The sequence below is a fragment of the Metabacillus sp. GQ13 genome (assembly GCF_059758525.1).
The window spans coordinates 1-24,173 of the sequence record NZ_JCAXET010000025.1 but is presented as its reverse complement, the minus strand read 5'-3'; the positions used below and the strand labels follow the sequence as shown (position 1 = coordinate 24,173).

The 24,173-nt window shown below is 34.4% G+C and carries 24 protein-coding genes; 10 read left to right on the top strand and 14 right to left on the bottom strand.

The window, feature by feature from the left end; all coding sequences use genetic code 11:
• Window positions 1-121 precede the first annotated feature (121 nt).
• A complete protein-coding gene (locus AC6CHR_RS22960; RefSeq protein ID WP_498251389.1) occupies window positions 122-289 on the top strand; it encodes an anti-repressor SinI family protein in 168 nt (55 codons plus the stop codon).
• On the opposite strand, the gene AC6CHR_RS22955 is transcribed toward AC6CHR_RS22960, so the two are convergent.
• The 4 genes from AC6CHR_RS22955 to gltB form a co-directional block, all read right to left on the bottom strand.
• Entirely contained in the window at window positions 276-989 is a 714-nt protein-coding gene (locus tag AC6CHR_RS22955) for a response regulator transcription factor (RefSeq protein ID WP_498251388.1), read from the bottom strand. The two genes, AC6CHR_RS22960 and AC6CHR_RS22955, sit on opposite strands and share 14 nt — an antisense overlap.
• A gap of 624 nt (window positions 990-1,613) precedes the next feature.
• Complete coding sequence (locus AC6CHR_RS22950) at window positions 1,614-2,027, bottom strand: YuzC family spore coat inner layer protein (RefSeq protein ID WP_498251386.1); 414 nt, start codon at window positions 2,025-2,027, stop codon at window positions 1,614-1,616.
• 444 nt (window positions 2,028-2,471) lie between these two features.
• On the bottom strand, window positions 2,472-3,956 hold the full coding sequence (gene gltD / locus AC6CHR_RS22945; RefSeq protein WP_498251385.1) for a glutamate synthase small subunit: 1,485 nt from the start codon (window positions 3,954-3,956) through the stop codon (window positions 2,472-2,474).
• Window positions 3,957-3,971: 15 nt separating this feature from the next.
• Complete coding sequence (gene gltB, locus AC6CHR_RS22940; RefSeq protein WP_498251384.1) at window positions 3,972-8,537, bottom strand: glutamate synthase large subunit; 4,566 nt, start codon at window positions 8,535-8,537, stop codon at window positions 3,972-3,974.
• 138 nt (window positions 8,538-8,675) lie between these two features.
• Between gltB and gltC the strand changes: the two genes are divergently transcribed.
• Window positions 8,676-9,578, top strand: coding sequence for a glutamate biosynthesis transcriptional regulator GltC (gene gltC, locus AC6CHR_RS22935; RefSeq protein WP_498251382.1), 903 nt, complete (start codon window positions 8,676-8,678; stop codon window positions 9,576-9,578).
• Between the two features lie 80 nt (window positions 9,579-9,658).
• Here gltC and AC6CHR_RS22930 read toward each other — a convergent pair whose 3' ends face one another.
• A complete protein-coding gene (locus tag AC6CHR_RS22930; protein WP_498251381.1) occupies window positions 9,659-10,549 on the bottom strand; it encodes a LysR family transcriptional regulator in 891 nt (296 codons plus the stop codon).
• A gap of 119 nt (window positions 10,550-10,668) precedes the next feature.
• Between AC6CHR_RS22930 and AC6CHR_RS22925 the strand changes: the two genes are divergently transcribed.
• Together AC6CHR_RS22925 and AC6CHR_RS22920 are read left to right on the top strand one after the other, a co-directional pair.
• Entirely contained in the window at window positions 10,669-11,676 is a 1,008-nt protein-coding gene (locus tag AC6CHR_RS22925) for a YeiH family protein (protein WP_498251380.1), read from the top strand.
• Window positions 11,677-11,787: 111 nt separating this feature from the next.
• Window positions 11,788-11,928, top strand: coding sequence for a hypothetical protein (locus tag AC6CHR_RS22920; RefSeq protein WP_498251378.1), 141 nt, complete (start codon window positions 11,788-11,790; stop codon window positions 11,926-11,928).
• 147 nt (window positions 11,929-12,075) lie between these two features.
• Here the strand turns inward: AC6CHR_RS22920 and AC6CHR_RS22915 are convergent, their stop codons facing one another.
• The gene (locus AC6CHR_RS22915) at window positions 12,076-12,933 is read right to left on the bottom strand and encodes a glycerophosphodiester phosphodiesterase (protein ID WP_498251376.1); all 858 of its coding nucleotides are present in this window, start codon (window positions 12,931-12,933) and stop codon (window positions 12,076-12,078) included.
• Window positions 12,934-13,058: 125 nt separating this feature from the next.
• Between AC6CHR_RS22915 and AC6CHR_RS22910 the strand changes: the two genes are divergently transcribed.
• Window positions 13,059-13,826 carry an NADPH-dependent oxidoreductase gene (locus AC6CHR_RS22910; protein WP_498251374.1) on the top strand — a complete coding sequence of 256 codons (768 nt, stop codon included), beginning with the start codon at window positions 13,059-13,061 and terminating at the stop codon, window positions 13,824-13,826.
• 780 nt (window positions 13,827-14,606) lie between these two features.
• Window positions 14,607-14,771 carry an anti-repressor SinI family protein gene (locus tag AC6CHR_RS22905; RefSeq protein WP_498251372.1) on the top strand — a complete coding sequence of 55 codons (165 nt, stop codon included), beginning with the start codon at window positions 14,607-14,609 and terminating at the stop codon, window positions 14,769-14,771.
• A gap of 75 nt (window positions 14,772-14,846) precedes the next feature.
• Here the strand turns inward: AC6CHR_RS22905 and AC6CHR_RS22900 are convergent, their stop codons facing one another.
• The 3 genes from AC6CHR_RS22900 to AC6CHR_RS22890 form a co-directional block, all read right to left on the bottom strand.
• Window positions 14,847-15,128 (bottom strand): hypothetical protein, encoded by a 282-nt coding sequence (locus tag AC6CHR_RS22900; RefSeq protein ID WP_498251371.1) that lies wholly within the window; start codon window positions 15,126-15,128, stop codon window positions 14,847-14,849.
• A gap of 160 nt (window positions 15,129-15,288) precedes the next feature.
• On the bottom strand, window positions 15,289-17,622 hold the full coding sequence (gene helD, locus AC6CHR_RS22895) for an RNA polymerase recycling motor HelD (RefSeq protein WP_498251370.1): 2,334 nt from the start codon (window positions 17,620-17,622) through the stop codon (window positions 15,289-15,291).
• A 246-nt stretch (window positions 17,623-17,868) separates the two neighbouring features.
• Entirely contained in the window at window positions 17,869-18,504 is a 636-nt protein-coding gene (locus AC6CHR_RS22890; RefSeq protein WP_498251369.1) for a hypothetical protein, read from the bottom strand.
• A gap of 385 nt (window positions 18,505-18,889) precedes the next feature.
• Here AC6CHR_RS22890 and AC6CHR_RS22885 point away from each other — a divergent pair, with 385 nt between their 5' ends.
• Entirely contained in the window at window positions 18,890-19,669 is a 780-nt protein-coding gene (locus AC6CHR_RS22885; RefSeq protein WP_498251368.1) for a hypothetical protein, read from the top strand.
• A gap of 145 nt (window positions 19,670-19,814) precedes the next feature.
• On the opposite strand, the gene AC6CHR_RS22880 is transcribed toward AC6CHR_RS22885, so the two are convergent.
• The gene (locus AC6CHR_RS22880; RefSeq protein WP_498251367.1) at window positions 19,815-20,099 is read right to left on the bottom strand and encodes a hypothetical protein; all 285 of its coding nucleotides are present in this window, start codon (window positions 20,097-20,099) and stop codon (window positions 19,815-19,817) included.
• Window positions 20,100-20,226: 127 nt separating this feature from the next.
• Here AC6CHR_RS22880 and AC6CHR_RS22875 point away from each other — a divergent pair, with 127 nt between their 5' ends.
• Entirely contained in the window at window positions 20,227-20,418 is a 192-nt protein-coding gene (locus tag AC6CHR_RS22875; RefSeq protein ID WP_498251366.1) for a hypothetical protein, read from the top strand.
• Between the two features lie 79 nt (window positions 20,419-20,497).
• Here AC6CHR_RS22875 and AC6CHR_RS22870 read toward each other — a convergent pair whose 3' ends face one another.
• Window positions 20,498-21,547 carry an aldose epimerase family protein gene (locus AC6CHR_RS22870; protein ID WP_498251365.1) on the bottom strand — a complete coding sequence of 350 codons (1,050 nt, stop codon included), beginning with the start codon at window positions 21,545-21,547 and terminating at the stop codon, window positions 20,498-20,500.
• Between the two features lie 198 nt (window positions 21,548-21,745).
• Window positions 21,746-22,516: an alpha/beta fold hydrolase gene (locus AC6CHR_RS22865; protein WP_498251364.1), complete on the bottom strand. Its 771-nt coding sequence runs from the start codon at window positions 22,514-22,516 to the stop codon at window positions 21,746-21,748.
• A gap of 300 nt (window positions 22,517-22,816) precedes the next feature.
• Here AC6CHR_RS22865 and AC6CHR_RS22860 point away from each other — a divergent pair, with 300 nt between their 5' ends.
• Window positions 22,817-23,023: an alpha/beta-type small acid-soluble spore protein gene (locus AC6CHR_RS22860; protein WP_498251363.1), complete on the top strand. Its 207-nt coding sequence runs from the start codon at window positions 22,817-22,819 to the stop codon at window positions 23,021-23,023.
• A 129-nt stretch (window positions 23,024-23,152) separates the two neighbouring features.
• Window positions 23,153-23,335: a hypothetical protein gene (locus AC6CHR_RS22855; protein WP_498251362.1), complete on the top strand. Its 183-nt coding sequence runs from the start codon at window positions 23,153-23,155 to the stop codon at window positions 23,333-23,335.
• Window positions 23,336-23,402: 67 nt separating this feature from the next.
• On the opposite strand, the gene AC6CHR_RS22850 is transcribed toward AC6CHR_RS22855, so the two are convergent.
• Both AC6CHR_RS22850 and AC6CHR_RS22845 read right to left on the bottom strand, forming a co-directional pair.
• Window positions 23,403-23,561 (bottom strand): hypothetical protein, encoded by a 159-nt coding sequence (locus AC6CHR_RS22850; protein WP_498251361.1) that lies wholly within the window; start codon window positions 23,559-23,561, stop codon window positions 23,403-23,405.
• 53 nt (window positions 23,562-23,614) lie between these two features.
• Window positions 23,615-23,839: a transposase family protein gene (locus tag AC6CHR_RS22845; protein ID WP_498251360.1), complete on the bottom strand. Its 225-nt coding sequence runs from the start codon at window positions 23,837-23,839 to the stop codon at window positions 23,615-23,617.
• Window positions 23,840-24,173: the final 334 nt, after the last annotated feature.

The window sequence follows — 24,173 nt, the reverse complement described above, 5'->3', positions numbered from 1 at the left end:
TAAATCCACCTTTTGTAATGGGATTTTCAGCAAACTTTAATCAATCTTTAGGTGATTTTATACTAGCTTTATAGTTCATAAAGTATAATTAAATTATTAATTAATAAAATGGAGGTTTCATATGGAAAAGTTACAGAGCCCTTTAACAGATTCCAAGCAATTGTTAGAAGAAAATCTTGATTATGATTGGGTCATACTGATTCAAGAGGCACTAGTAATGGGTATTACAATTGACGAAATAAAACAGTTTTTACAATCCTACAAAGATGTTAATCCTAAAAACCATTGAACTTATATCCTATTCCTCTCAATGTTTTAATATAGATTGGTTCTGCTGGATTCGCTTCTATCTTTTTACGTAAATTACTAATATGTACCATTACCGTTCGATAATCACCTAGACTATCCTCTTCCCAGATCTGTTCAAACATTTGCTTAACTGTAAAAACTTGATTCGGATTTTCTGCCAGTAGACATAGTAGCTGATACTCTTTTGCTGATAGTGACACATTATTTTTATTAACCCTCACAACACAGCTTTTTTTATCAATTGATAGTCCTGGAAATTCTAAAATCATATGTCCATGGAGTTCCTTCTCAACATTCACCTGAGAGGTTATGGAGCGATTACGTCGTAATTGAGCTTGTACCTTTGCAACCATTACCGCAGGACTAAACGGCTTAGTTATATAATCGTCTCCCCCAATACGATGTGCTAAAATCTTGTCAAAATCATCTTCTTTAGAGCTTAAAAAGAGAATTGGAACACTCGTTTTTTGTCTTAATAATCTACATACTTCGTATCCGTCCATATCTGGTAGTAACACATCTAAAATGATTAAATCTGGAGGATGTGTTTCTGCTAGTTTTAAACCTGATGTGCCCATACCCGAACTATAAACTGAATAACCATCTTTCTTTAAATACATATTTAATATTGATCTAATGTCTCCATCATCATCAATTATTAAAATCGTTTCCTTCCACAAACTCCACACCTCCTTTTCAATTCTCAAACGAAGATCAATACAGTTATTTTCATTAATATAATAAGGAGCTTTTCTAAAAGATTTTTGCTCTAAAAACTAGTAATGTCGGCCATTAGACTTTACTAATAAAAATTATTGACTTTTCCCGTATAATATAGAAGAAATTTCAAAAGAAAATCGCTGAGCAAGCTAGCAAAAAGAGCACGAAGACAGCCTAAAAATAAAGAAGTGACATTGCGGAAACAACCATTAATATAAATAAGTAGACCCAATCTTCAGATATTTTACAGAAAATTATCTCCATGTAATGTTTTCCATAATCCTATTATATACGCTTTCGACAATTCTTCACAGTTAAATAGTTTAATAGAACCATATTCACTCAACATTTTTCTAGTTCTTTATATGGTTATTCACCTAATTCCATTCAAACCAATCAACTTTCTAAAGTTAATAGTGAATGAATCCTCCCTTTTTGGAAAATAGACTGATCTTCTAGCTAAATAATTGTTCTATTAATAATCGCTCAGTTCACCTGCATTTGACGATCTGGTTGTTAGATCTTGATTTTTTGGATCATATTTGAGTTTTCAAGTCTCAAATCTCATCAATACTATTTAACTATTATTTCCATCTCAAGCCAATTGTTAAATGACAGCAATCGGACGCCTCTACCTTTGAAGATAACTTAAGGTTAATACCATCCGGATTAAATGTCGTATCAACCTTTGATTTAATTCCAGTTGACTTTATTAGCCTTTCGACTTCATTCATATTTGATTGTTGTGCGGCTACCATAATTTTATTTGCAAAAGGGCCAGATTCAGCTACTTTGTTTAATACCAAACTTGCTTCTCTCATTAATAACTGCATTGATTTTGCTGATTTTTCAAAGTATGTGGAATCAACAGTCGGAAATTGTCTATTCGTTGATTGTTGATAATAGTAAGCTTGGGGAATGACATTTACATGTCTTACTGGATAACCATAGAATGTATTTGCCTGATGATACATAGGATGACAATAATAACGAGACATTTTTAATCATCTCCTCTTCATTTTTACCACTGTATACTATACGTCTATACATCTTATTTGTGCTGATCCTTTAGTTTTGTCATTCCTTTCTAGATAACAAAGGCGCAAGTCCCCTTTTAGTGACCCATGAACTGTAGCAATTCTCAATTAGAAAAAGGAAACACGAAGAGCGGAATGGATTCAATGGTAACTACTCTTTAGGAGGAGGGTGAAGTCAACTAGTCATTGGACTAATGAAGCTAGATGTTGAAGAGCTTATCCACAGTATAAATATTTTAATTTTCCTAACAACAAAGTGAATTATTACATTAACCTCCACTCTTTTCTTGCAGATTAATCTACACAAAAAAGGCTTGATCTCAGACAGTACTTACTACCATACTACCAAGATCAAGCTCTTTTATTGGTTAGATCTTTTCTAAAATAGCTTTCTTTTTAAATGGATTATGCCAAGACAGTACTACCCATCAAGTAATAATCAACTTCTCGTGCTACTTCACGACCTTCGTTAATCGCCCATACGATCAAGCTTTGGCCACGTCTTGCATCACCCGCTGCAAAGACTCCTTCTACATTGGTTTTATATTCTCCATATTTTGCAGCTACAACATTACGTGCTGTGGTTTCTACATTGAATTGCTTTAAAACCGGTTGCTCTGTGCCCTCAAAACCAATCGCAATAAAGACTAATTGAGCTGGCCAAATTCTTTCAGTTCCTGGAATTTCCTTAAAGAAAAATAATCCATTTTCATCCTTACATTTCTCCATTTGAATTGTATGAAGTTCTTTTAATTGACCTTTTTCATCAGCAATTAGCTTCTGTGTTTGAATTGAATATTCACGAGGATCTTGACCGAATTTTGCTTCAGCTTCCTCATAGGCATATTCCATTGTAAACACGTGTGGAGCTTCTGGCCACATATTTTCGTGTGTACGTGACATTGGTAATTTAGGATGCTTACCAAATTGAACAACGGATTTACAATTTTGTCGCAATGCAGTAGCGACACAGTCAGCACCTGTATCTCCACCACCAATTACGATTACATCTTTACCCTCTGCATTAATAAACTTTCCATCTTCAAAATTTGAATCAAGATAGCTTTTTGTAGATGTTGTTAAATAATTCATTGCAAAATGTACACCGTTTGCTTCACGTCCCTCAATAACTAAATCACGTTGCTTTTGTGCACCAACACAAAGGATTACTGAATCGTATTGATTACGAAGTTCGTCAGCAGTAATATCTTTACCTACCTCTGTATTTGTGATAAAAGTGATCCCTTCTTGACGTAATAATTTGATACGACGTTCAACTATGCTTTTGTCAAGCTTCATGTTAGGTATACCATAAGTTAACAAACCGCCAAGTCTATCAGCACGCTCATAAACTGTTACAGAATGTCCTGCTTGGTTTAGTTGGTCAGCACTTGCTAATCCAGCAGGTCCTGAACCGACAATAGCAACCTTTTTACTAGTTCTTTTCTCTGGAATACGTGGGGTAATCCAGCCATTTTCAAAACCTTTATCAATAATTGCTTTTTCAATATTTTTAATAGTAACGGCTGGGTCAGAGATCGCTACATTACATGATCCTTCACAAGGTGCAGGACAAACTCTCCCTGTGAATTCAGGAAAGTTATTTGTTTTCATTAATCGGTCCAATGCTTCCTTCCATCGGCCACGATAAACCAAATCATTCCACTCAGGTATTAAGTTATGAATTGGACATCCTGTAGTGAAACCATTAATCTCATCTCCAACATGACAAAAAGGTGTAGCACAATCCATACAACGTGCACCCTGTCGACTTAACTTATCCTCAGAGAAAGGAGCTGAATATTCTTTCCAGTCATTTAGACGTGTGAGCGGCTCACGTTCTGGTGCCTTTTCACGATTGAATTCTAAAAATCCTGTTGCTTTCCCCATTTTCATCTCCCCTTTCTACTGTACTGCTACTCTAGCACGCTCTATATCTGTTAATGATTTCTTTTTTTCAGAATTTGCGTTTGTTTCGAAAGCACTCATTATTGCTTCCTCATTTGATAAGCCCGCTTGCACTTGTTCTGCAATGCTATCCATCATTCGCTTATAATCCTTGGGAATTACCTTTACAAACTTCGTTAAAAATTCATCCCAATTGTCTAAGATATATTCAGCCTTCTTACTACCTGTATAGTCAAAGTGATCCTGAATCATATCCTCTAAAGAACGGATTTCTAGCTCATTAACTAAACTTTCAAAGCCAATCATTTCTTTATTACATAATTTCTCAAAGTGCCCCTTATTATCAGGAAGCACGTAAGCTATACCACCAGACATACCTGCAGCAAAGTTCTTACCAACTTCTCCAAGTATTACGACACGGCCCCCAGTCATGTATTCACAGCCGTGGTCACCTACTCCTTCAACAACCACATTTGCCCCACTATTTCGGACAGCAAAACGCTCTCCTGCTCTCCCATTAATATATGCCTCACCGCTTGTAGCGCCGTAAAATGGTACATTCCCAATAATGACATTATCAGCAGGAACGATCGTTGATTCTTCAGGTGGACTAACAATTATTTTTCCACCAGATAATCCTTTACCTATATAATCATTCGCATCCCCCGTTAAGTGCATTGTCACTCCACGTGGTATAAAAGCTCCAAAACTTTGCCCTGCTGAACCAGAGAAACGAAGGGTAATAGTATCTTCAGGTAGTCCCTCTTCACCATAACGCTTTGAAATTTCACTACCTACGATTGTACCAGTCACACGATTTGTATTTTTAATTGTAAAAGCTGCATCAATTGGAGCTCCTGTTTCAATTGCTTTTGAAACAACAGGTAATATTTTAAGCATATCAAGAGATTCATCTATTTTATGATTTTGTTTTGTTTTAGCTGTACGTGTACCTTCTGGTTGGTAAAGAAGTGTAGACAAATCTAAGTCTTTCGCTTTCCAATGTCCTTTTGCACGATCACTTACATGAAGTACATCAGAACTACCGATCATTTCATCCATATTCTTAAAACCAAGCTCAGCCATAATTTCACGAACTTCTTGTGCCACAAAACGCATATAATTAACAATATGATCTGGATCACCAGCAAATTTGTTACGAAGTTCAGGATTTTGAGTTGCTACACCTACTGGACATGTATCTAAGTGACAAACACGCATCATAATACAACCCATTACAACAAGTGGAGCTGTTGCAAAACCATATTCTTCAGCACCTAGTAATGCTGCCATAACAACGTCTCGACCAGTCATTAATTTGCCATCTGTCTCTAATACAACACGTTCACGAAGGCCATTTAACATTAATGTTTGATGGGCTTCAGCTAAACCAAGTTCCCACGGTAGACCTGTGTGCTTAATACTTGTTTTCGGAGATGCGCCAGTACCACCATCATATCCACTAATCACAATGACATCTGCTGCACCTTTTGCAACACCAGCTGCAATTGTTCCAACTCCTGCTTTTGAAACAAGCTTTACACTTATACGTGCATCACGATTCGCATTTTTCAAATCATGAATTAATTGTGCTAAATCTTCAATCGAGTAAATATCATGATGAGGTGGCGGTGAAATCAATCCCACACCAGGTGTTGAACCACGAACATCTGCAACCCATGGATATACCTTGTTAGGAGGTAGTTGACCACCTTCACCAGGCTTTGCTCCTTGAGCCATTTTAATCTGTAGTTCGTTCGCATTAACTAAATAGTGACTTTTTACACCAAAACGACCTGATGCAATTTGCTTGACCGCACTTCTACGAAGATCACCATTTTCATCAGCTATATAACGCTTTGAGTCCTCTCCACCTTCACCGCTATTGCTTTTCCCGCCTAAACGATTCATTGCAATCGCTAATGTTTCATGTGCTTCCTTACTTAATGAACCAAATGACATCGCACCTGTTTTGAATCGTTTGACGATTGAATCCACTGACTCGACTTCGTCAACCGATAGCACCTTTCTTTTCGTATCAAAAGCAAAGAGGTTACGTAGGAACCCAATCCGTTCTTCATTAGCTGCATGTGAGAATTTTTTAAATAGTGAATAATCATTTTTCCGACATGCCCATTGAAGTGTATGGATCGTTGTCGGATTAAAAGCATGGTGTTCTCCACCTTTTCTCCATTGGAAGTCACTTCCTGAATCTAACGCTTTATCTACCTTATCTGAATATGCTTCTATATGTCGTAAAGTTGCTTCTTTTGCAATAGTAGCTAATCCGATTCCTCCAAGTTGTGAAGCTGTTCCAGTAAAGTATTGATCGATAACCGATTGATTAATACCTACAGCTTCAAAAATTTGTGCTCCACGATAACTCTGCACAGTCGAAATTCCCATTTTAGACATTACTTTTACAACACCTTCAGTAATTGCCTCAATGTATTTATCTACTGTTTCTTCATAGCTAACAGTCAAGCTTCCATCTAATATTGCTTCTTTATAAGTAGCAAATGTTAAATAGGGATTAATCGCATCGACACCATAACCGATCAACGCGGCAAAATGATGAACCTCTCTAACTTCTGCTGATTCGATCACTAGGCTAACTTTCGTACGTGTTCCTTGACGTACTAAATGCTGATGAATCGCACCAACCGCTAGCAGTGCTGGAATCGCAATTTTGTCCGAATCCATCTCACGATCAGATAAAATAATAATATTGACATCTTTTGAAAGGGCATTTTCAGCCTCAGAACATAAATGGCTCAAAGAACTTTCTAAATCTTCAGAAAACAAAGTCGGCAATGTTTTACTTTTAAAACCCTCATACATATTTAAACGTAATTGTGCTAACTGATTGTTCGAAAGAACTGGTGAATCTAGTTGAATTCTTCGTGCATTTTCTTTATTTGGATGAAGAATATTTCCTTCTGTTCCTAACAATGTCATTGTTGATGTAACAATTTGCTCTCTGAGCGCATCAATAGGTGGATTTGTTACTTGAGCAAATAATTGCTTGAAATAATTGAATAGTGATTGAGGAAGTTCAGACAACACCGCTAGTGGAGTGTCATTCCCCATTGATCCAAGGGGATCCTTCCCTTCAGTTATCATCGGAAGTAAATATTTTTGAATATCTTCGTACGTATAGCCAAATGCTCGTTGGCGGACGGGAAGATCTGTAATAACTTCCTCCACAAGAACTTCTGAATCATTTAGTTTAACTAACTGCTCATTTAACCATTCTTGATATGGAGCTTCATTCGCCATTTCTGATTTTATTTCTTCATCAGAAATAATATGGCCCTCTTCTAAGTCAATAAGTAGTATCTTCCCAGGACTTAGACGATCTTTGTATAAAATGTTTTCTTCTTCTACATCAATGACACCGACCTCAGAAGAGAATACAATCATGTCATCTTTTGTTACATAGTAACGTGCTGGGCGAAGACCATTACGATCTAAGATCGCACCAATTTGTTTACCATTTGTAAATGAAATTGCCGTTGGTCCATCCCATGGCTCCATTAAACAGCTATGATACTCGTAAAATGCTCTTTTTTCAGGACTCATATGTGGATTCTCTGTCCAAGGCTCTGGAATCATCATCATTGCAGCATGTGCAGGTTTACGACCAGCTAATACGAAGAATTCAAATGCATTGTCTAAAATAGATGAATCACTTCCACTTACATCTAAGATTGGTAGTACCTTATCCAAGTCTTCTCCAAAAGCCTCTGATACAAATTGTTGCTCTCTAGCTTTCATCCAATTCATATTGCCACGTAGTGTATTAATTTCACCATTGTGAATTAAATAGCGATTTGGATGTGCTCGTTCCCAACTAGGAAATGTGTTTGTACTAAAACGTGAATGGACTAATGAGAATGCAGAAACAAAGTCTTCATCCTGAAGATCCAAGTAAAATGTATCAACTTGTTCAGGAGTTAGGAGCCCTTTATAAACGATCGTACTGCTTGATAAACTAGTAAAGTAGAAACGTAATTCACGTTCTCTAGCCCAGTTTTCAGCTTGTTTACGAATCACATATAATTTCCGTTCAAAAGTCAATTGATCTTCAACACTTGCATTAGCACCAATAAATACTTGACGAACAACTGGACAGCTCATTTTTGCAACCGGTCCGATTTCATCAGCATTTACAGGAACAGTTCTCCAACCTAATAAAACCTGACCTTCAGCTTTAATGAACTCGTTAAGTTGAGCTTCAATTTGCTCACGCTCTGTGTCATCATTTGAAAAGAACATCATACCAACACCATAACGTCCACTTTCAGGAATGGTCATTTCCTGACACGTTTTTTTGAAGAATGCATCAGGTATCTGAACCATCAAACCGGCACCATCACCTGTTAATGGGTCACTTCCCTGTCCACCTCTATGGTCTAATTGGCAAAGCATATTTAATCCTTTTTTAACAATATCATGTGTTGCATAACCTTTAATATGAGCATATAAACCGATACCGCACGCGTCATGTTCAAACTCAGGACGGTAGAGACCTTGCGCTTTAGGAATTTGATTGTATGTCATTTATATCTCCCCCTGTCATATTTTCTTACACCCGTTTATTTCCAAGATAAATATATTATATATTCACAAATTGATACTAACAATATATAATTTAGATAAGATCAATCTAATATTGAGATATATGATCGGAGGAGAACGATGGAATTACGTCAATTACACTACTTTATGGAGGTTGCCGAACGGGAACATGTTTCAGAAGCGGCACAATATTTACATGTAGCTCAATCCGCGATCAGTAGACAAATAGCGAATCTGGAATCAGAGTTGGGTGTTACATTATTTGAAAGAGAAGGACGAAATGTAAAGTTAACTCCAGTTGGAAAAATTTTTCTAACTCATACTAGAACTGCTATAAAGGCGATCGATTATGCAAAAAAGCAGATAGATGAGTATCTTGACCCAGAAAGAGGTTCGATTAAAATTGGTTTTCCAACAAGCCTAGCTAGTCACTTATTACCGACTGTGATTTCTGCATTTAAAGAAAAATATCCAAATGTTGCTTTTCACTTAAGACAAGGTTCTTATAAATTCTTAATTGAATCTGTGATCAATCGGGAAATTGATTTAGCCTTTTTAGGTCCAGTTCCACTAAATATACCTGAAGTCGAAGGCACCATTTTATTTTCAGAAAGTATTTCTGCCTTACTTCCTATCTCTCATCCACTGTCAACAAAAAAAAGCATCCTTCTTAATGAGCTAAGGAATGATGAATTTGTCTTATTTCCAAAAGGATATATTCTACAAAATATTGTTGTAGAGGCATGTAAGCAAGCTGGTTTTATCCCTACTATTTCATCTGAAGGGGAAGATCTAGATGCTATAAAAGGACTAGTGTCAGCTGGTATCGGCGTTACCTTATTACCTGATAGTACATTCCACGAGGCGATTCCTCGATTTACAGTAAAAATACCAATCGAACTTCCCATTGTGAGAAGAACTGTTGGGATTATTATCTCTAACAAAAGAGAACTTGCACCATCCGAAAAGGTCTTCTACAAATTTGTAAAAGAATTCTTCTCTATGCTTGAACAATACCAATAACTATTATTTCAAGAGGCTGACCTTATCCAGAGTCAACCTCATTCTTTCTTTTTCTGATCCAAATGAATGAAACTTAAAACTTAATTAGTTTGGCTATTTTTCATTAGAGCCTCTAATAATAGTGAAATAATCTTTTTCTCGCTTGCAATGGGTGAGATTAGATAGGAGAACTTTCTCTTAAACACTTCATTTTTCGGTTTAATTTCGATGAGAGTCCCTTGTTCAAGCTCTCGTCTCACGACAAATGTTGATAGGATCGAAATTCCTAAGCCGTTGATAACCATTTCCTTTACACCTTGATTACTACTAATTGTAATGAGATTATTCATTTTCAATCCATTTGTACGGATAAAATGCTCCACATACTCTCGGGTTCCAGATCCTTTTTCCCTACTTATCCATATTTCATCATGGAGGTCATCCGTTTGTAGCCTATTTGACTTTGATAGGTAGTAATTAGGTGAAGCAATAATCGTTAATTCATCTTCCATGAACGAGTTGATTTTTACATTTTTTTCAGCTGTATTCCCCTCAATTAACCCAATATCTGCTCGAAAAAATTGAACATGCTTAACAACTTCATCAGTATTCCCTATTGTGACAACAAAGTCGAGCTGTGGATATTGTTTATATAAATCCGCCAAAATCGCTGGTAACACATATTCTCCAATCGTAAAACTAGCAGCAATTTTTAGTGTCCCTTTTACTGTTCGTTGGAGTTCATCTATTTCTTCTTTCGTATTATCATATATTTGGACGATCTGTTTTGCACGTTCGTAGAGAATTTCTCCTGATGGTGTAATTTTTAATACCTTTGGTGAACGTATAAACAATTTTGCTTGAAATTCTGCTTCTAAATTTTTAATGTGTACACTAACACTCGGCTGAGAAAGTAATAACTTTTCAGCTGCCTTGGTAAAATTCCTCTCTTCAACAACTGCAATAAATGTCCTTAAAGCGTCATAATACACTAAATCAAATCCTTATCATTAATAATTTTAATAACTACTATCATATATCACTATTTTACTAATAATAGGAACTGTTTTAAAGTTGTTATATGGATTTAAAATATAAGGAAGTGGCATAGATGAATGAACTAGCACAATATGTCCAAAAACATGGATCTTTTACAAAAGGACTTTTACTAACCCTATTGATCTCAATTTTGGCCGGTATTCTTGCAATTCTGCCTCTTTTTTCAATTATTGGTCAGTTAGTCCTTGCCATTTTTATTGGAATCGTATGGAAAGAAACAATTGGAGTACCTGAAAAGCTCATGGATGGCGTTGCATATGCAAGTAAAAGTTTATTACGCGTAGGAGTTGTGCTTTTAGGGTTAAAGTTAAACATAATCGATATTTATGATTCAGGAGTAAATGTGTTTCTGATTTCCTTCATAAATCTTTTCGTCACTTTGACATTTGTTTTTTTATTAGCTCGATTGTTAAAAGTTGAAAAAAATTTAGCCCTCCTTACAGCATGTGGAACAGCTATCTGTGGCGCTGCTGCTGTTATCGCAATTTCATCACAAATTAAAGCAAAAGCGAATGACACTGCAATCGCAGCTGCTACTGTTTGCATAATAGGGACCATTTTTTCATTTATTTACACATTATTTGTCTCAAAAATAGGTTTATCCCCTGAACATTACGGCCTATTCGCAGGTGGCACTCTTCATGAAATTGCGCATGTCATTGCCACTGCAGCACCTGCCGGAGAAAATTCGGTAGAAATGGCTCTAATTGCTAAGTTAACAAGGGTAGCCCTTCTTATTCCTGTCGCTATCGTGATAGCATGGATAACTCGATATCAGCATAAAGACGCCGAAAAGTCATCCCTGCATATACCATGGTTTATTTTTGGTTTTCTCCTTATGAGCTTTATTAATACTATTGGTGTTGTTCCAGATTCACTTGTGTCATTGTTAGCCAACGTAGCTTATGTTTTTATGGGGATGGCAATGGCTGGGTTAGGAATAAACGTGGAAATAAGAGCGTTCAAACAAAAAGGCAAGAACTCCTTTATCGCAAGCTTAATCGGAAGTATTTTGCTATCCGGTCTAGGATTATTACTTATTAACCTGTTAGTTTACTAAAGCCTAATGTCCGAGCTTTTTAATGTATCGAGAAGATAAAGAATGAAAAGGAAAATATTTGTGCAAGCTACTATCTAATAAGAATATTAAGCTTTAAAAGGAGTGTAAATAATGGATAAAAAGAACTATCTTACACATGCACCTAAACAGGAAGAAATAACCTTACAAACTGATAGCACATATCCTAACCTAAAGAATATAGCTGGAGACTCAGTAAATGAACATAAAAACCAAGAGGTCGCAAATTCATGAATAGCTGAAAAGGAAATTGAACAACAACGGGAAAATTCATAACTAAGCTATAAAGGTTAGTCAAATTAATGGTCCTCACAAATTACTACCTCTCCATGTAACTTGCAGGCTCCACTTGTAATTTTTAATGGAGCCTTTTTTAGGTGTTTAACCCTCTTTAACTTCATTCGTTACATTCAAGAAATAATCAGGGTAATCTGTTACAATCCCGTCTATTCTTGCATCCATTAATCCTTTTATCGATTTCTTATCTCTCACTGTATACGGAATAACTCTTAAATCGTGTGCATGGATTCTTTTAACTAATTTTTTTGTAATGAGTGCCTTATTTGGATTGATAAAATGGACCAGGTCAGACCATACTTTGAGCTGTATATTCGAAATCCCCTGCATACGAAATTTAACGAGTAGGCCAAGAGGGATATTTGGCATAAGCTGCTTAAATTGTTTTAACAAATCAATATCAAAAGATTGGACAATCACTTTATCATTTATAACGCCAACTACTCCATGACTTTTCAGCTCTGTTGCTAATCTTTCAGCAATCTCAGGATAGAGATTAGGGTTTTTTATCTCAATTAATAGCCCCACTTTTCCATAATATTTTAACAAAACTTCCTGAAGAGTTGGAATTTTTTGACCAGAATACTTTTTATGGAACCACTTTCCAGCATCGTACTTTTTCAGTTCTTCATAGGTAAATTCTCTTACTTCACCAGACCCATTTGTTGTCCGATCAATATTCGTGTCATGTATGACAACTAGTTCATGATCTTTTGTCATTTGTACATCTAACTCGATATAGTTGGCTTTTAATTCAAGTGCCTTATTAAAAGATGCGATCGTATTTTCTGGTGCATAACCTGATGCACCTCTATGTGCTATCACTAAAAACTCTTCTTTTTTACTACCGTTATATCTCCCTAATAAACTTTTAAAAGATTGAAGTGTTGGTTTCTTCTTAATTATTTGAGGAAATTTTGTTATCAAGGAGTTCATTTTCATGTGTCATTTCCTCCATTTCTATGGTTTAAACATTATCTTTTTTACCAGCAAAGTCTAATTCTTTGAAATTCCGTATAAAATACAGTACAGTTACTTCAATAGTATAGAGGAGGCTAGTATTAAAAATGAATGAAGTCATAAAAACATTAACAAGTCATCGCTCTTATCGCAAGTATGATGATCAAAGTCAATTAGCAAATGATGAATTGGATGCGATACTTTCAGCTGCACAATCCGCACCAACGTGGATCCATGGACAGCAAGTATCCGTTATTGTCGTTCAAGATAAGCAACGCAAGGGAAAATTAGCGGAGCTATGTGGGAATCAGGATTATATTAATCAAGCCCCAACTTTTCTTGTGTTTTGTGCTGATTTTAATCGAGCGAAAATTGCAAGTGATCTCGAAAAAGTACCGTTTGAATCAATTAATGATGCTGATGCCTTGTTAGTTGGTGCAACAGACGTCGGAATCGCATTAAGTAATGCAATTGCTGCTTCAGAATCATTAGGTTTAGGTATTGTTCCAATTGGTGGCATTCGAAAAAATCCGTTAGGTGTGATAGAACTGTTAGAGTTACCAAAGTTTGTTATACCGATCGCAGGACTATGTATTGGTTACGGTCTTGGTGACACCGAACTAAATCCTCGATTACCTAAAGAGGCTTTTATCCATAATGAAACATACAACAAAAATCAGGAAAATTACATAAAATCATATAATGAAGTATATAAGAATTATCAGTTAAAAAGAACGAACGGACAAAATGCGGCAACCTGGACAAAAAAAGTAGCAAGTTTTTATGCAGGGCACCATTACAACAATCATTATCCTGATGTTCCTGTGATGCTTAAACAACAAGGATTTATCAGTACAGATTTAGCTGAAAAGTAGTTCTTATTAAATCCTGACAGGTATACTCTGTTAGGATTTTTTCAGCATTAGAATCTTACTTTTTATCTCGTGAAATTCAAATACTAGAAAAAGTTGCACTTCAATTAGTTATGCGCAACCTTAACAATACTCTAGTAATTTTTTATTGATTTTATCCATTACTCCCATGTCGGTAACCATATCCCAAGCGATCATTTTTTTAGCTCCTCATTATTTTTAAACGGGCTCATTTTTTAATTTCACCACTATATAAAGCGCCATATTCAATCTTGTCGTCCTGCTTTTATTTAAATTTCATTAACCCCTTGAACTGTTATAGATGAAAGATTATTGAGTTCAAATCTTTTTTTTGAATCGATTTTGCTTTTAGAAAAGGAATCTCTCCTGCCTAATTTTAACATATACTACCTTTTCTAACGATCATTTACTTACTTTAATTACCGCTTACATCAAAAACTAGAATTTATTTGATCACTCAATCCTAGTTTTCTCCTTCTTCATTTATAAATCCCCCGCTAAAATTAGAAATACTTCAAAGGAAATAGGTTTAGTTGGATAGTTTTAAGGGTATCATTCATAATGGTTAAATCCTTTTCCATTTAAATAAAAGGATCGTAAACATATCTGGAAAAAGCGCGGTTACACAAACTTGTCTTTAATAATGGGCTGTTTTCGCAAAGATTGTTGTTTTCCTTACAAAGTACTAATGTACACGTTTTAAGGATACCTTCATGCTCTTTTAGAAAAGAGCTTAATAATTAAAATATGGAGGGGTAATATATGATCGAACAAAATAAAAATGGTTTTCGTCATGAAGGAAATTCCAGTGATGAAGAAATGATTAAACTTGTAAAGGAAGCCATGTCATCTGGCATAAACAAAGACGAATTTAAACATTTTATCAACAACAAAGGAAAACAGACTTCTAATCAAAATAAACAGTAAAAAAAGGACCTGGGTAATTATTCAAGCCTCTTGAATAACTAACAGGTCCTTTTTTTCTGTAAATTCCTTTACTACTTATCCCTTTAATTGCTTAAATTCATTTATAAATGTATCTGGGCGTGTTTTCACTGTGTATGAATACATCCCTTTAATTGTATGTAAATAAAGAAATCCCATTTTATCGGCAAAAGCACGAAAAGATATATCTAACACTTCTTCCATTAAAAATGTATCATTTGATGTACATACAAAATTAGAGGACAATGTTATTTCATGCTGTTCTTCCTTTTGATACTGAACAATTCCATCAATAAATCTTGTTACTGTAAAATATGGTTGATTCGCGATAATATCCACAATGACCTCCTTATAGGAATAACTATCTGCTAATCAAATAAATAAGTTCTATTTTATCAAGAATAGATCTAGACTAGACAAAATGAGAGACTTAAGCAGTCTCCATTGCTACCAATTATATAGGATAACGGTTGATTTTTACATATATACGCTTATCTGTTTATTCGGTAACATAGAGATGACTCGGAATTTCACTTATAAACGGGGTTAATTCATTTTTATAAAAAATAATTAAATCATGCATTGCTCTTGTACACGCTGTATAGAAAAGATTCCTTACATCTTCCCCTTCATATTGCTCGTTAGAAGCATTAAATACAATAACTGCATCAAATTCAATACCTTTTGCCAGATATGCAGGTATGACAACAACACCTAAATCAAACTCATTACTGTGTTTATCCACCAGATGAATTTGAATATCATCTTTTAATAAATGATAAACCTCTTCGCTATCTTTAGCAGTCTTACAGATTATTGCAATAGTTTTAGCTGTTTGGAGTCTTTCGATCGTTTGAACTACACTTCTGATTATTTCAGCTGTAGAATTCTTACGAATAATTACTGGCTTACTACCCTCTCGATTAAATGGTTCAATTTCCTTCCCTTTCTCAATCAAAGCACGAGTAAACTCAATAATTTGTTGTGTAGAACGATAGCTTCTTTTTAACTCGATGATTTCAGTCCGTTCTGATTCAAATAATTCTTTTAACGCTATAATACCTGAATATGAATTATGTGTGTAAATCGCTTGGTTCAGATCACCTAATACCGTTAGCCGAGCATTTGGGAAAAGATGCTTTATAAAAGCAAATTGAAACGCTGAGTAATCTTGTGCCTCATCAATGAAAACATACTTCACACTTGTATTCACTTTAAATCCTTCAATCATCTCTTTCATATACAAATATGGTGTTGCATCCTCGTATGGTAAATTTCCATTCTTTATCTCACTGAGAGTAAATGTAGATATTTCATTCCAATCAGAATCAAAACGTTTCTCCTGAATGTACGTGTCCCTTGGTAATAAGAATAATTGCTGATAAATTGCACTCATATCTATAAAGAAATGCGCTTTTATAAACTTACGAACCTTACTGAGACGTCGTTTTACAACATATTTTCTAAGTATGTCCTGTTCACGATCAAAATCATCAAATGTGTCTTGTGAAAACCTCTTTTGTTTACTTAGTTTTTCAAAATAAAACTGATATTCATCTTTACTTAGATATTGAATTTCTGCATCGACCCATTCTTTCTTAAATTCACCTTTTGAGAATTTCTTTAGTTCTTTCAGCAACCATTCAGTTACAAGTTTCATCCGATTAGTAATTGACATACCAGAGCTCAGATTATAAAAGTATGAGTAGATCTCTTTTGAACTGATAATTTCTTTATCTCTGAATACTATATCCCTGAAAAGTAATCCCTGTTCACTCAAAAGAGTAAGATACTTTTCTATTGTTTCCATAAATTGAAATGACGATTTATATTTTGCCGCTTTCCTTCTGACATGATATTGACTGTCTGTATGAGCAGTTAGCATATATTCCATTTGTAAAAAGGGATCCTCGACGTTAAAGTGATCACCAAGTGAGTGCTGTAGATATTGTTGAAATGTAGTTTGCTGCATATTTTCTTCTCCGAGTTCTGGTAATACATTTCTGATATAACTGTTAAACATCGGATTTGGAGAAAATAATAAAATTTCTTCTGCATTTAATGTTTCACGATATTTATATAGTAAATAAGCTACCCTTTGAAGTGCAGCAGACGTTTTCCCACTTCCAGCCGCACCCTGTACAATTAGCAATTTCCCCTTTTCATTGCGAATCACTTTGTTTTGCTCCTGCTGGATCGTCGCAACAATACTTTTCATTTGTATATCTGATTGTTTACCAAGAACCTCTTGAAGCAGTTCATCTCCGATTGTAATTCCTGAATCAAACATACCTATTATTTTAGCCTTTTTTATGATGAATTGTCTTTTTAGTTTTAATTCACCACTTACTGTACCACCAGGTGCAGTAAAATTGGCAGGTCCAATTGAGTAATCATAGTATAAGCTAGAGATTGGTGCACGCCAGTCGTAAACAAGAAACTCATCTGAATTACGATCAATGTAAGAGGCAACTCCTAGATAAATACTCTCCACCAAGGTTTCATCTTCCTCTAAAAAATCAATCCTAGCGAAATATGGAGCTTCAATTAGTCTTTTTAAATTTTTTAAGTCTTGGTCTAAATTACGATGACGACGCTCTCGTTCTGATAAAAATTCAGCTTGTTGCCTTATACTTGTTGCCGTTTCTCCTGCTTCGACAGCATCATCCATATTGACTGTTACATCTTCCCAGAAGTCCTTACGTATTTTCACTACATCCGTTTTAACTGAAGAAGTTTGCTTCTCTATCCAAGCAACATCTTCAGTCATTCTCGATATGACTTTATCGATTCTCGCTTGTTCTTCTTTTAGATCAACTTTATTTTGACTCATGATAACCCGCCTTTATCTTCCTACTACTTACTGTCCTTGAAAAATTAAATGAAGGAATTATTATTCTAATAAATCTTAGACTATATTAGTTCGCTATATATGATAAAAAACCTTCAAAAAAGAGTATTAAAAAAGGAAAAAAAAGCTAACATAATTGTTAACTTTTTAAATAATATCTCCCCTTTTATGGGGGGTTCTTACATAACTTTTTTCAAGAACTATCATATAGAGCCTTTGTCAACTATATCACTGTAAGTCAAATTCAGATAGAGAATCCATATGACTTGCTATCATTGCTATAATTGTACTAGCTTCTTCTTTACTGAATATAAAGTTGGTCTCATCTTTAATTAAATCATCTTCCTCTGTTCGAATCCGGTTAATTCTACGGAGAACGCCATCACCTGTTTCTTGAACAACACCAAATTGATAGGTAACCTCTACTTCATTCTCATATGTAAAAGCTGTAACCTCAGGTGTTTCCCAATCAACATCTATTTCTTCAAAAATTGAATCCTCTTGAACTACTGTTTCATCAAGCAGTTCATCTTCATCTTCTTCTTCATAATCATCATTCATATAGATATGAAAGCTCTCATGAACTGCATCAATAATATCCTCTATATCTGAAAGAATCATTCTAGAAGTTTGTTCGTATTCAAAATCAAATGTTTCAATATAGAAATCCCCATTATAAGGATCAAAAAACAATGTACAGAAATAATCACGATCGTCATCTTCGGTCTCAACGAAAAATTCTATTCTCGGATGCTTGGCACCACGGTCAATAGACATATGACCCACTTGATCATACTTTTCACAAATTGATTCAAGATGCTCCTGCAATTCACCACTCACACGATCAAACCATTCTATACTCATCATTGAACCACCCTTCGTATGTTTTCATTTCTAGTATGTCCTAGTAGATCAGAAAATCTGCATATTTTTTTTATCAATGCTGATTTTTAATTACAAATATGTAATGCTCTTTTAAGGAATAGCCCTAATCGAAATAATTGGAATCACATTAACATATAGATACATAAGATATAATCATCATTTTATATATGCTCTTTTCTAAATGTTTGTTACTTACCAAACCAAATTTATCATTGGATTTATTTCGTATCAATAGAAGCTATTTGAAAATGGAAATAGCTGAGTCCTTTAACGAAAAAGCATAAAGATACGTAGAAGTATTACGAAGAGTAACAGTCTTTGAGAAAACAGCCTATTATTAAGTGAGGAAAGGAGTGAATAATTATTGGTCTTTATAAAAAATGAGACAAATCCAACTATATTTAAAAATCCTTCTACACTTAAGCTATCTTCAAATCAAGAGTCGTTTCGTAAAAATTACTTGCAGGAATTTATCGAAAAGCAATCCGATATGAATGCTTCTTTAAAGAACTCATCTATTGAAGTAAATATGCTGGTAAATGAAACAAAGGTTGAACAATTACAGCAATTTTCGCATGTTATTAAGCAACTAGATCAACAGAATCAACGTACCACCCCACTACTTGAAAATATAAACAAGCAAGAGGAGATCTACCACACCTTATTGGAACGATTTGAAGCAGTTGATCAATTTAATGATAAATTAATAAAGAAACATGAAAATGAAGGATTAATTAATCAAGTAATTGTCGATCAACTTACCATACAAGATACAGAAATTAACCAAATTTCAAAAAAAGTTGAAGAATATCGCGATTTAAATTACAGCCTTACTGAGCAATTAGAAGAACAAATAAGAATAAACGGAGATATTCTAAACTCAATAGAACTACAGGAATCTTTTCATAAAACTATATTAGAGCGTCTAGATCATCAAGATGCCATAAATCAAAAGATGTCAAGAGAAATAGATAATTTAAAAGCAACACTATTTGAGAGAATAAGCTTTGTTGTTGATAAAATTGAAGAAAATTATAAACAAATAACTGGGTATATCACACAGCTTTTTTCAAAAACTGGATTTATTCAAAAGATTACAGTTGATAAAGAAAAAAAGAAGAAAGAAACGACAACTCCAAAATAATTTGTGTAGATAAGCTGATTTAAATTTGTCTATTTATGAAATTCACTAAATAAATACGACAGTTAAAGCAGCTTATTTTTCTTTCCTAGTTCTAAGCTAGTTTTCCTTTTTCTTGATAAAACAAAGTGACAACAGCTATGACCTATCAACAATCCTGATGTTCACCATAAACCATGCTTAACATTTGGGTTGAGTCATGATCAGAAACCTTCTCATAATCTTTTGCAAAGTGCTTTAAACTATCACAAAATCCTACATTATCATCGCCAACACTTTCTGACCAACTTACAAAGTTTCTGAAATCTTCCAATGGATCATATGAACCAAAGCTTGCAACAACGTCGTTCTGATTTCCTAATGTTGTAACTTCTATTCCTTTATATGTATCTGGTTGGTGTTCCTCATATTTAATACAAGCATAGAAAATCATCTATTATCAAGCTCCTTTTTAATTAACGGTTGGCTTTATTTTTATACCATCAGTGTAAATTTATGTATTACTAACTTGAATAATAAAGGGGAAGCTATTAGGAGAAAAACTATTTGGAGGAGCAAATATGTCTAAAAAGCTACCCGATTTCATTAAGAGTGAATATTTTGTTGCTGAGCCTGGTAACTGGCATCTAAAAGAAGGAGCACCTAAGCAGCTGCAAAAAGAACTTTCACATTATATTCAATCGCTAACCATTGTTCAAGATGAGCCAGGTACAATTAACAGTATTCACGTTTCCTATCCGTATAGTGAATAATATAGTGAACGGATAAATTATAAAAAGGCCCAAAATCCATAGTGGATTTTGAGCCTAACTCTTTGTTATTAAAAACTCATTATTTATCAATTGAAAATGAATATTTTGTTGTCGTTTTATACTCATCTCCGACATCTAAAATACATGGTGAAAAATTAGGCTGATTAATTGAGTCTGGCAGACCTTGAGTTTCAAGGCAAATGCCTATATATTTCTTTGACTGTACATCCCTAATTTGAAAACTATCATCAACCATATTTGAGGTATAGACAACCACACTTTCCTCATCAGTTTCAATTACCAATTTTCTTCCACTTTTCTCATCCACTAACACGATTTCTTGGTTATGATTTTCCTCCAATAAGAATGGATGATCTATCCCTTGACCAACTAATTTGATTTGATTATGATTAGATGTTAACCCTTCTGCTATTGCTTTTCCACCCCGGAAATCAAATGGCGTATTTTCTACATCGATATAATTTCCAGTCGGAATAAAATTATCATTAAGTTCAAGTGCTTGTTTACTTTTTAATTTTAAATGATGTGTTTGAATATCATTTTTAACATTACCACTTAAGTTAAAATATGTATGATTTGTTAAATTTATTAATGTCTTCTTATCCGTAGTTGCACTATATGTGATAAGTAAATCATTTTGATTCGTTAACACATATGTTACCTTAACAGTTACATTTCCAGGGTACCCTGCTTCTCCATCCTTACTTATATATATAAATTCGACACCAACCTCATTTTCGTTTTCAAATGTTTTGGCATCCCAAAGCTTACGATCAAATCCTTCTGGTCCACCATGTAAATGGTTTGTGTTTTCGTTTTGAGGTAATGTATATGTTTCTCCATCTAATTTAAAGCTTCCGTTGTTTATTCTTCCGGCTACACGACCGATAACTGCTCCAAAGTATGGTGAATTTTCTATATAGTTATCTACATCATCAAAACCGAGTACAACATTTTCTGGTTTTCCTGCTTTGTTAGGGGTGAGAACTTCAGTAATGATACATCCAAGTGTAATGCATGTTACTTTCATACCATTCCTATTATGTAAAGCAAAGGAATAAACAGTTTCCCCTCTTAAATCCCCGAAATGTCCTTTTTCAATCTTCATATCTTTTTCTCCTCCATGTAAAAACGTTTAGTATGTCTTGAGATGATCTTTACTTGAACCAGAAATTTTCTCAGGTTCTCTTTTTCAAAAACATCAATCTCTATACTATTACTCATTCACCCAGAAATTCCTGCAAGATCTGTAAATTTTTTTAGAACTATTAGCAAATAATTTAAAAACTAAGCAATTTTCTATCTTTTAATCAATTCGATTTATATATTGGATAATTTCCCCATTTGCTATTTCCCACTTTTTTGTTGGTATTTGGTGACTCACATGTTTAATGAAAACAATGCGATGATGAGATGTTCTTTTTTTAAAAAACGAATAATATTTGTTAATCGCATCAGACTTCGTTCCATACAATATGAGTAATGGAATATTTATATCTTTAATGTCATTAATTAAATTGATATTGAGAACTTCTTTATAATATTTATACCAAGCATCACCTTGTGCTTTATTCATGTGAGAGATTAGTAATTTTTGATATCCTGGATTTGTCGTATGACTGATAGCTAATATCTTCGTAAGAATACTTCTATGGTTCTTCACAAAATACATCCCCATCTTATGTTCTATTCTCAACGTTGAATTTAATACTGCTGGATATCCTCCAATTAAAATTATCCCATCCACTCGTCCAGGATAATGAGAACTAATATATTGCGCGATCGCCCCTCCTGCTGAATAACCACAAAAAATTGCTTTTTCAATCCTCAATTTGTCTAGAAATTCAATTAGTTCTTCACTATAATAACGAACAGATATATCGTTTACATTTATACGTGAACTGTCTCCATGTCCTGACAGATCAGGTAAAATAACTCTCATCTTTTTACTTAGCTTACGCTGATAATAAAAGACATGTCGCCCCATACCGGGAGGGTGAATAAAAACAACTGGCTTACCACTTCCAAAATCTTCATATGAAATGTGTTTATGATTATTTAGAATTGCCCTTTGCACGTAATGACCTCCAATGAATCAATAATTGTATTATGTGTATTATTCCACAATTAAAGTATGTTAGCCGTATTAACACCCATTGATATCACCTAAAGTAAATTAATTTATCCTTGTTGGATAAACTTACCTTTATAATCTAGAATATTAAAGCTAAATTGTGAGATATTAATTATCAACATTTACATTATTATTAACAAATAAACTTAAAACCTCAAAATGCGGGTTAGCTTAGTAGGAATTAACCTTCCTTGGTGCAAATCCAAACTAACCCTCCAAAAAATTTAAAGGAGATGGATTTATATGGCAAACAACGGTAATAACTCAAACCAACTATTGGTACCTGGTGCATCTCAGGCTATCGATCAAATGAAGTTAGAAATCGCATCAGAATTTGGTGTAAACCTTGGTGCTGAAACAACATCTCGTGCAAATGGTTCAGTAGGTGGAGAAATCACAAAACGTTTAGTTTCTTTTGCTCAGCAACAAATGGGTGGAGGAACAAGATAATAAAACTTAATATTTTATGGAAGAAAGACACCTTAAATGGTGTCTTTTTCAAATGTTTTTTTCATGAAGAAGTCGAAATGAGGTTATTATAGGAAAGATATAAATACAGAATAAGGAGATGGAGTTTAAATGGTGAACCAAAACTTTGACCGATTTATCAAAACAGAAGCTAAACATAAAGGTGTATACCTAGGTTCAGACCAACCTAATTCACATAAAAAAGACAGACATGAAGACGAAGCAAATTCGACTGGTGACACAGACATGTCCGTTGGAGCAATCGGAAGAGATGTTTTTAAAGAAAATAAATAAATGATTGTTCTTTCTATAGCAGTGCAGATTATTAGGCACTGCTATTATTGTGGGTGTTATGGAATTATTATGAACGATACTCCCCATATCCCATGACAACCACCTGAACCTTCGCCATGTCTTTGTAAGTACTGTTTAAACATATTTTTATATCGGTTTGTTCAATACCTAATGATTCTTTCGTGACACCGTCAGCTAATCTAGTTATAGATTGATTCCACTCCACTGATGTAAGATGATATCGATCAACTATTTTGATTTCTCGGAAAATCGTTTTCCTCATTCACATACGTAACGACGTCTTTTATATAATAATTGAGTCTTTCTTTCAAACCATTTTAAATGTTGGATTCGTTGTAGACGATAATCAAGAATTCGCTTTGTTGATCTATTACAACTAGGACGCTTATGAATCCTTTGTTCCATTTCTATATATAACTTTACTACTTCTCCAACTTGTTTAATCTTCGTTATGTTAACATCTTTTAAACCTGGGATATTCATGGGAAAAATCATATACACGCAAACTCCTTCTCTACTTGTTTCTCGACAATTCAAGTATATAAGAATGTGATGTTTGCGTGTGTTTTTTGTTGCAAATTAAATTGAGGGATACCCCAACAAATAGAACCATCCCTGTTAGTGGGTAAAACTTCTGCTTAGTAAAATACTGACAACATCCTATTCTCACAGAAGGCTATTATACTTTCCTTAGTTTTTTCACTTTAATCTTTAAAATCAACAAAAAGACCAGTATCTCTACTGATCTCATTTCTTTTTACCTGGCAACGTCCTACTCTCACAGGGGGAGACCCCCAACTACCATCGGCGCTGAAGA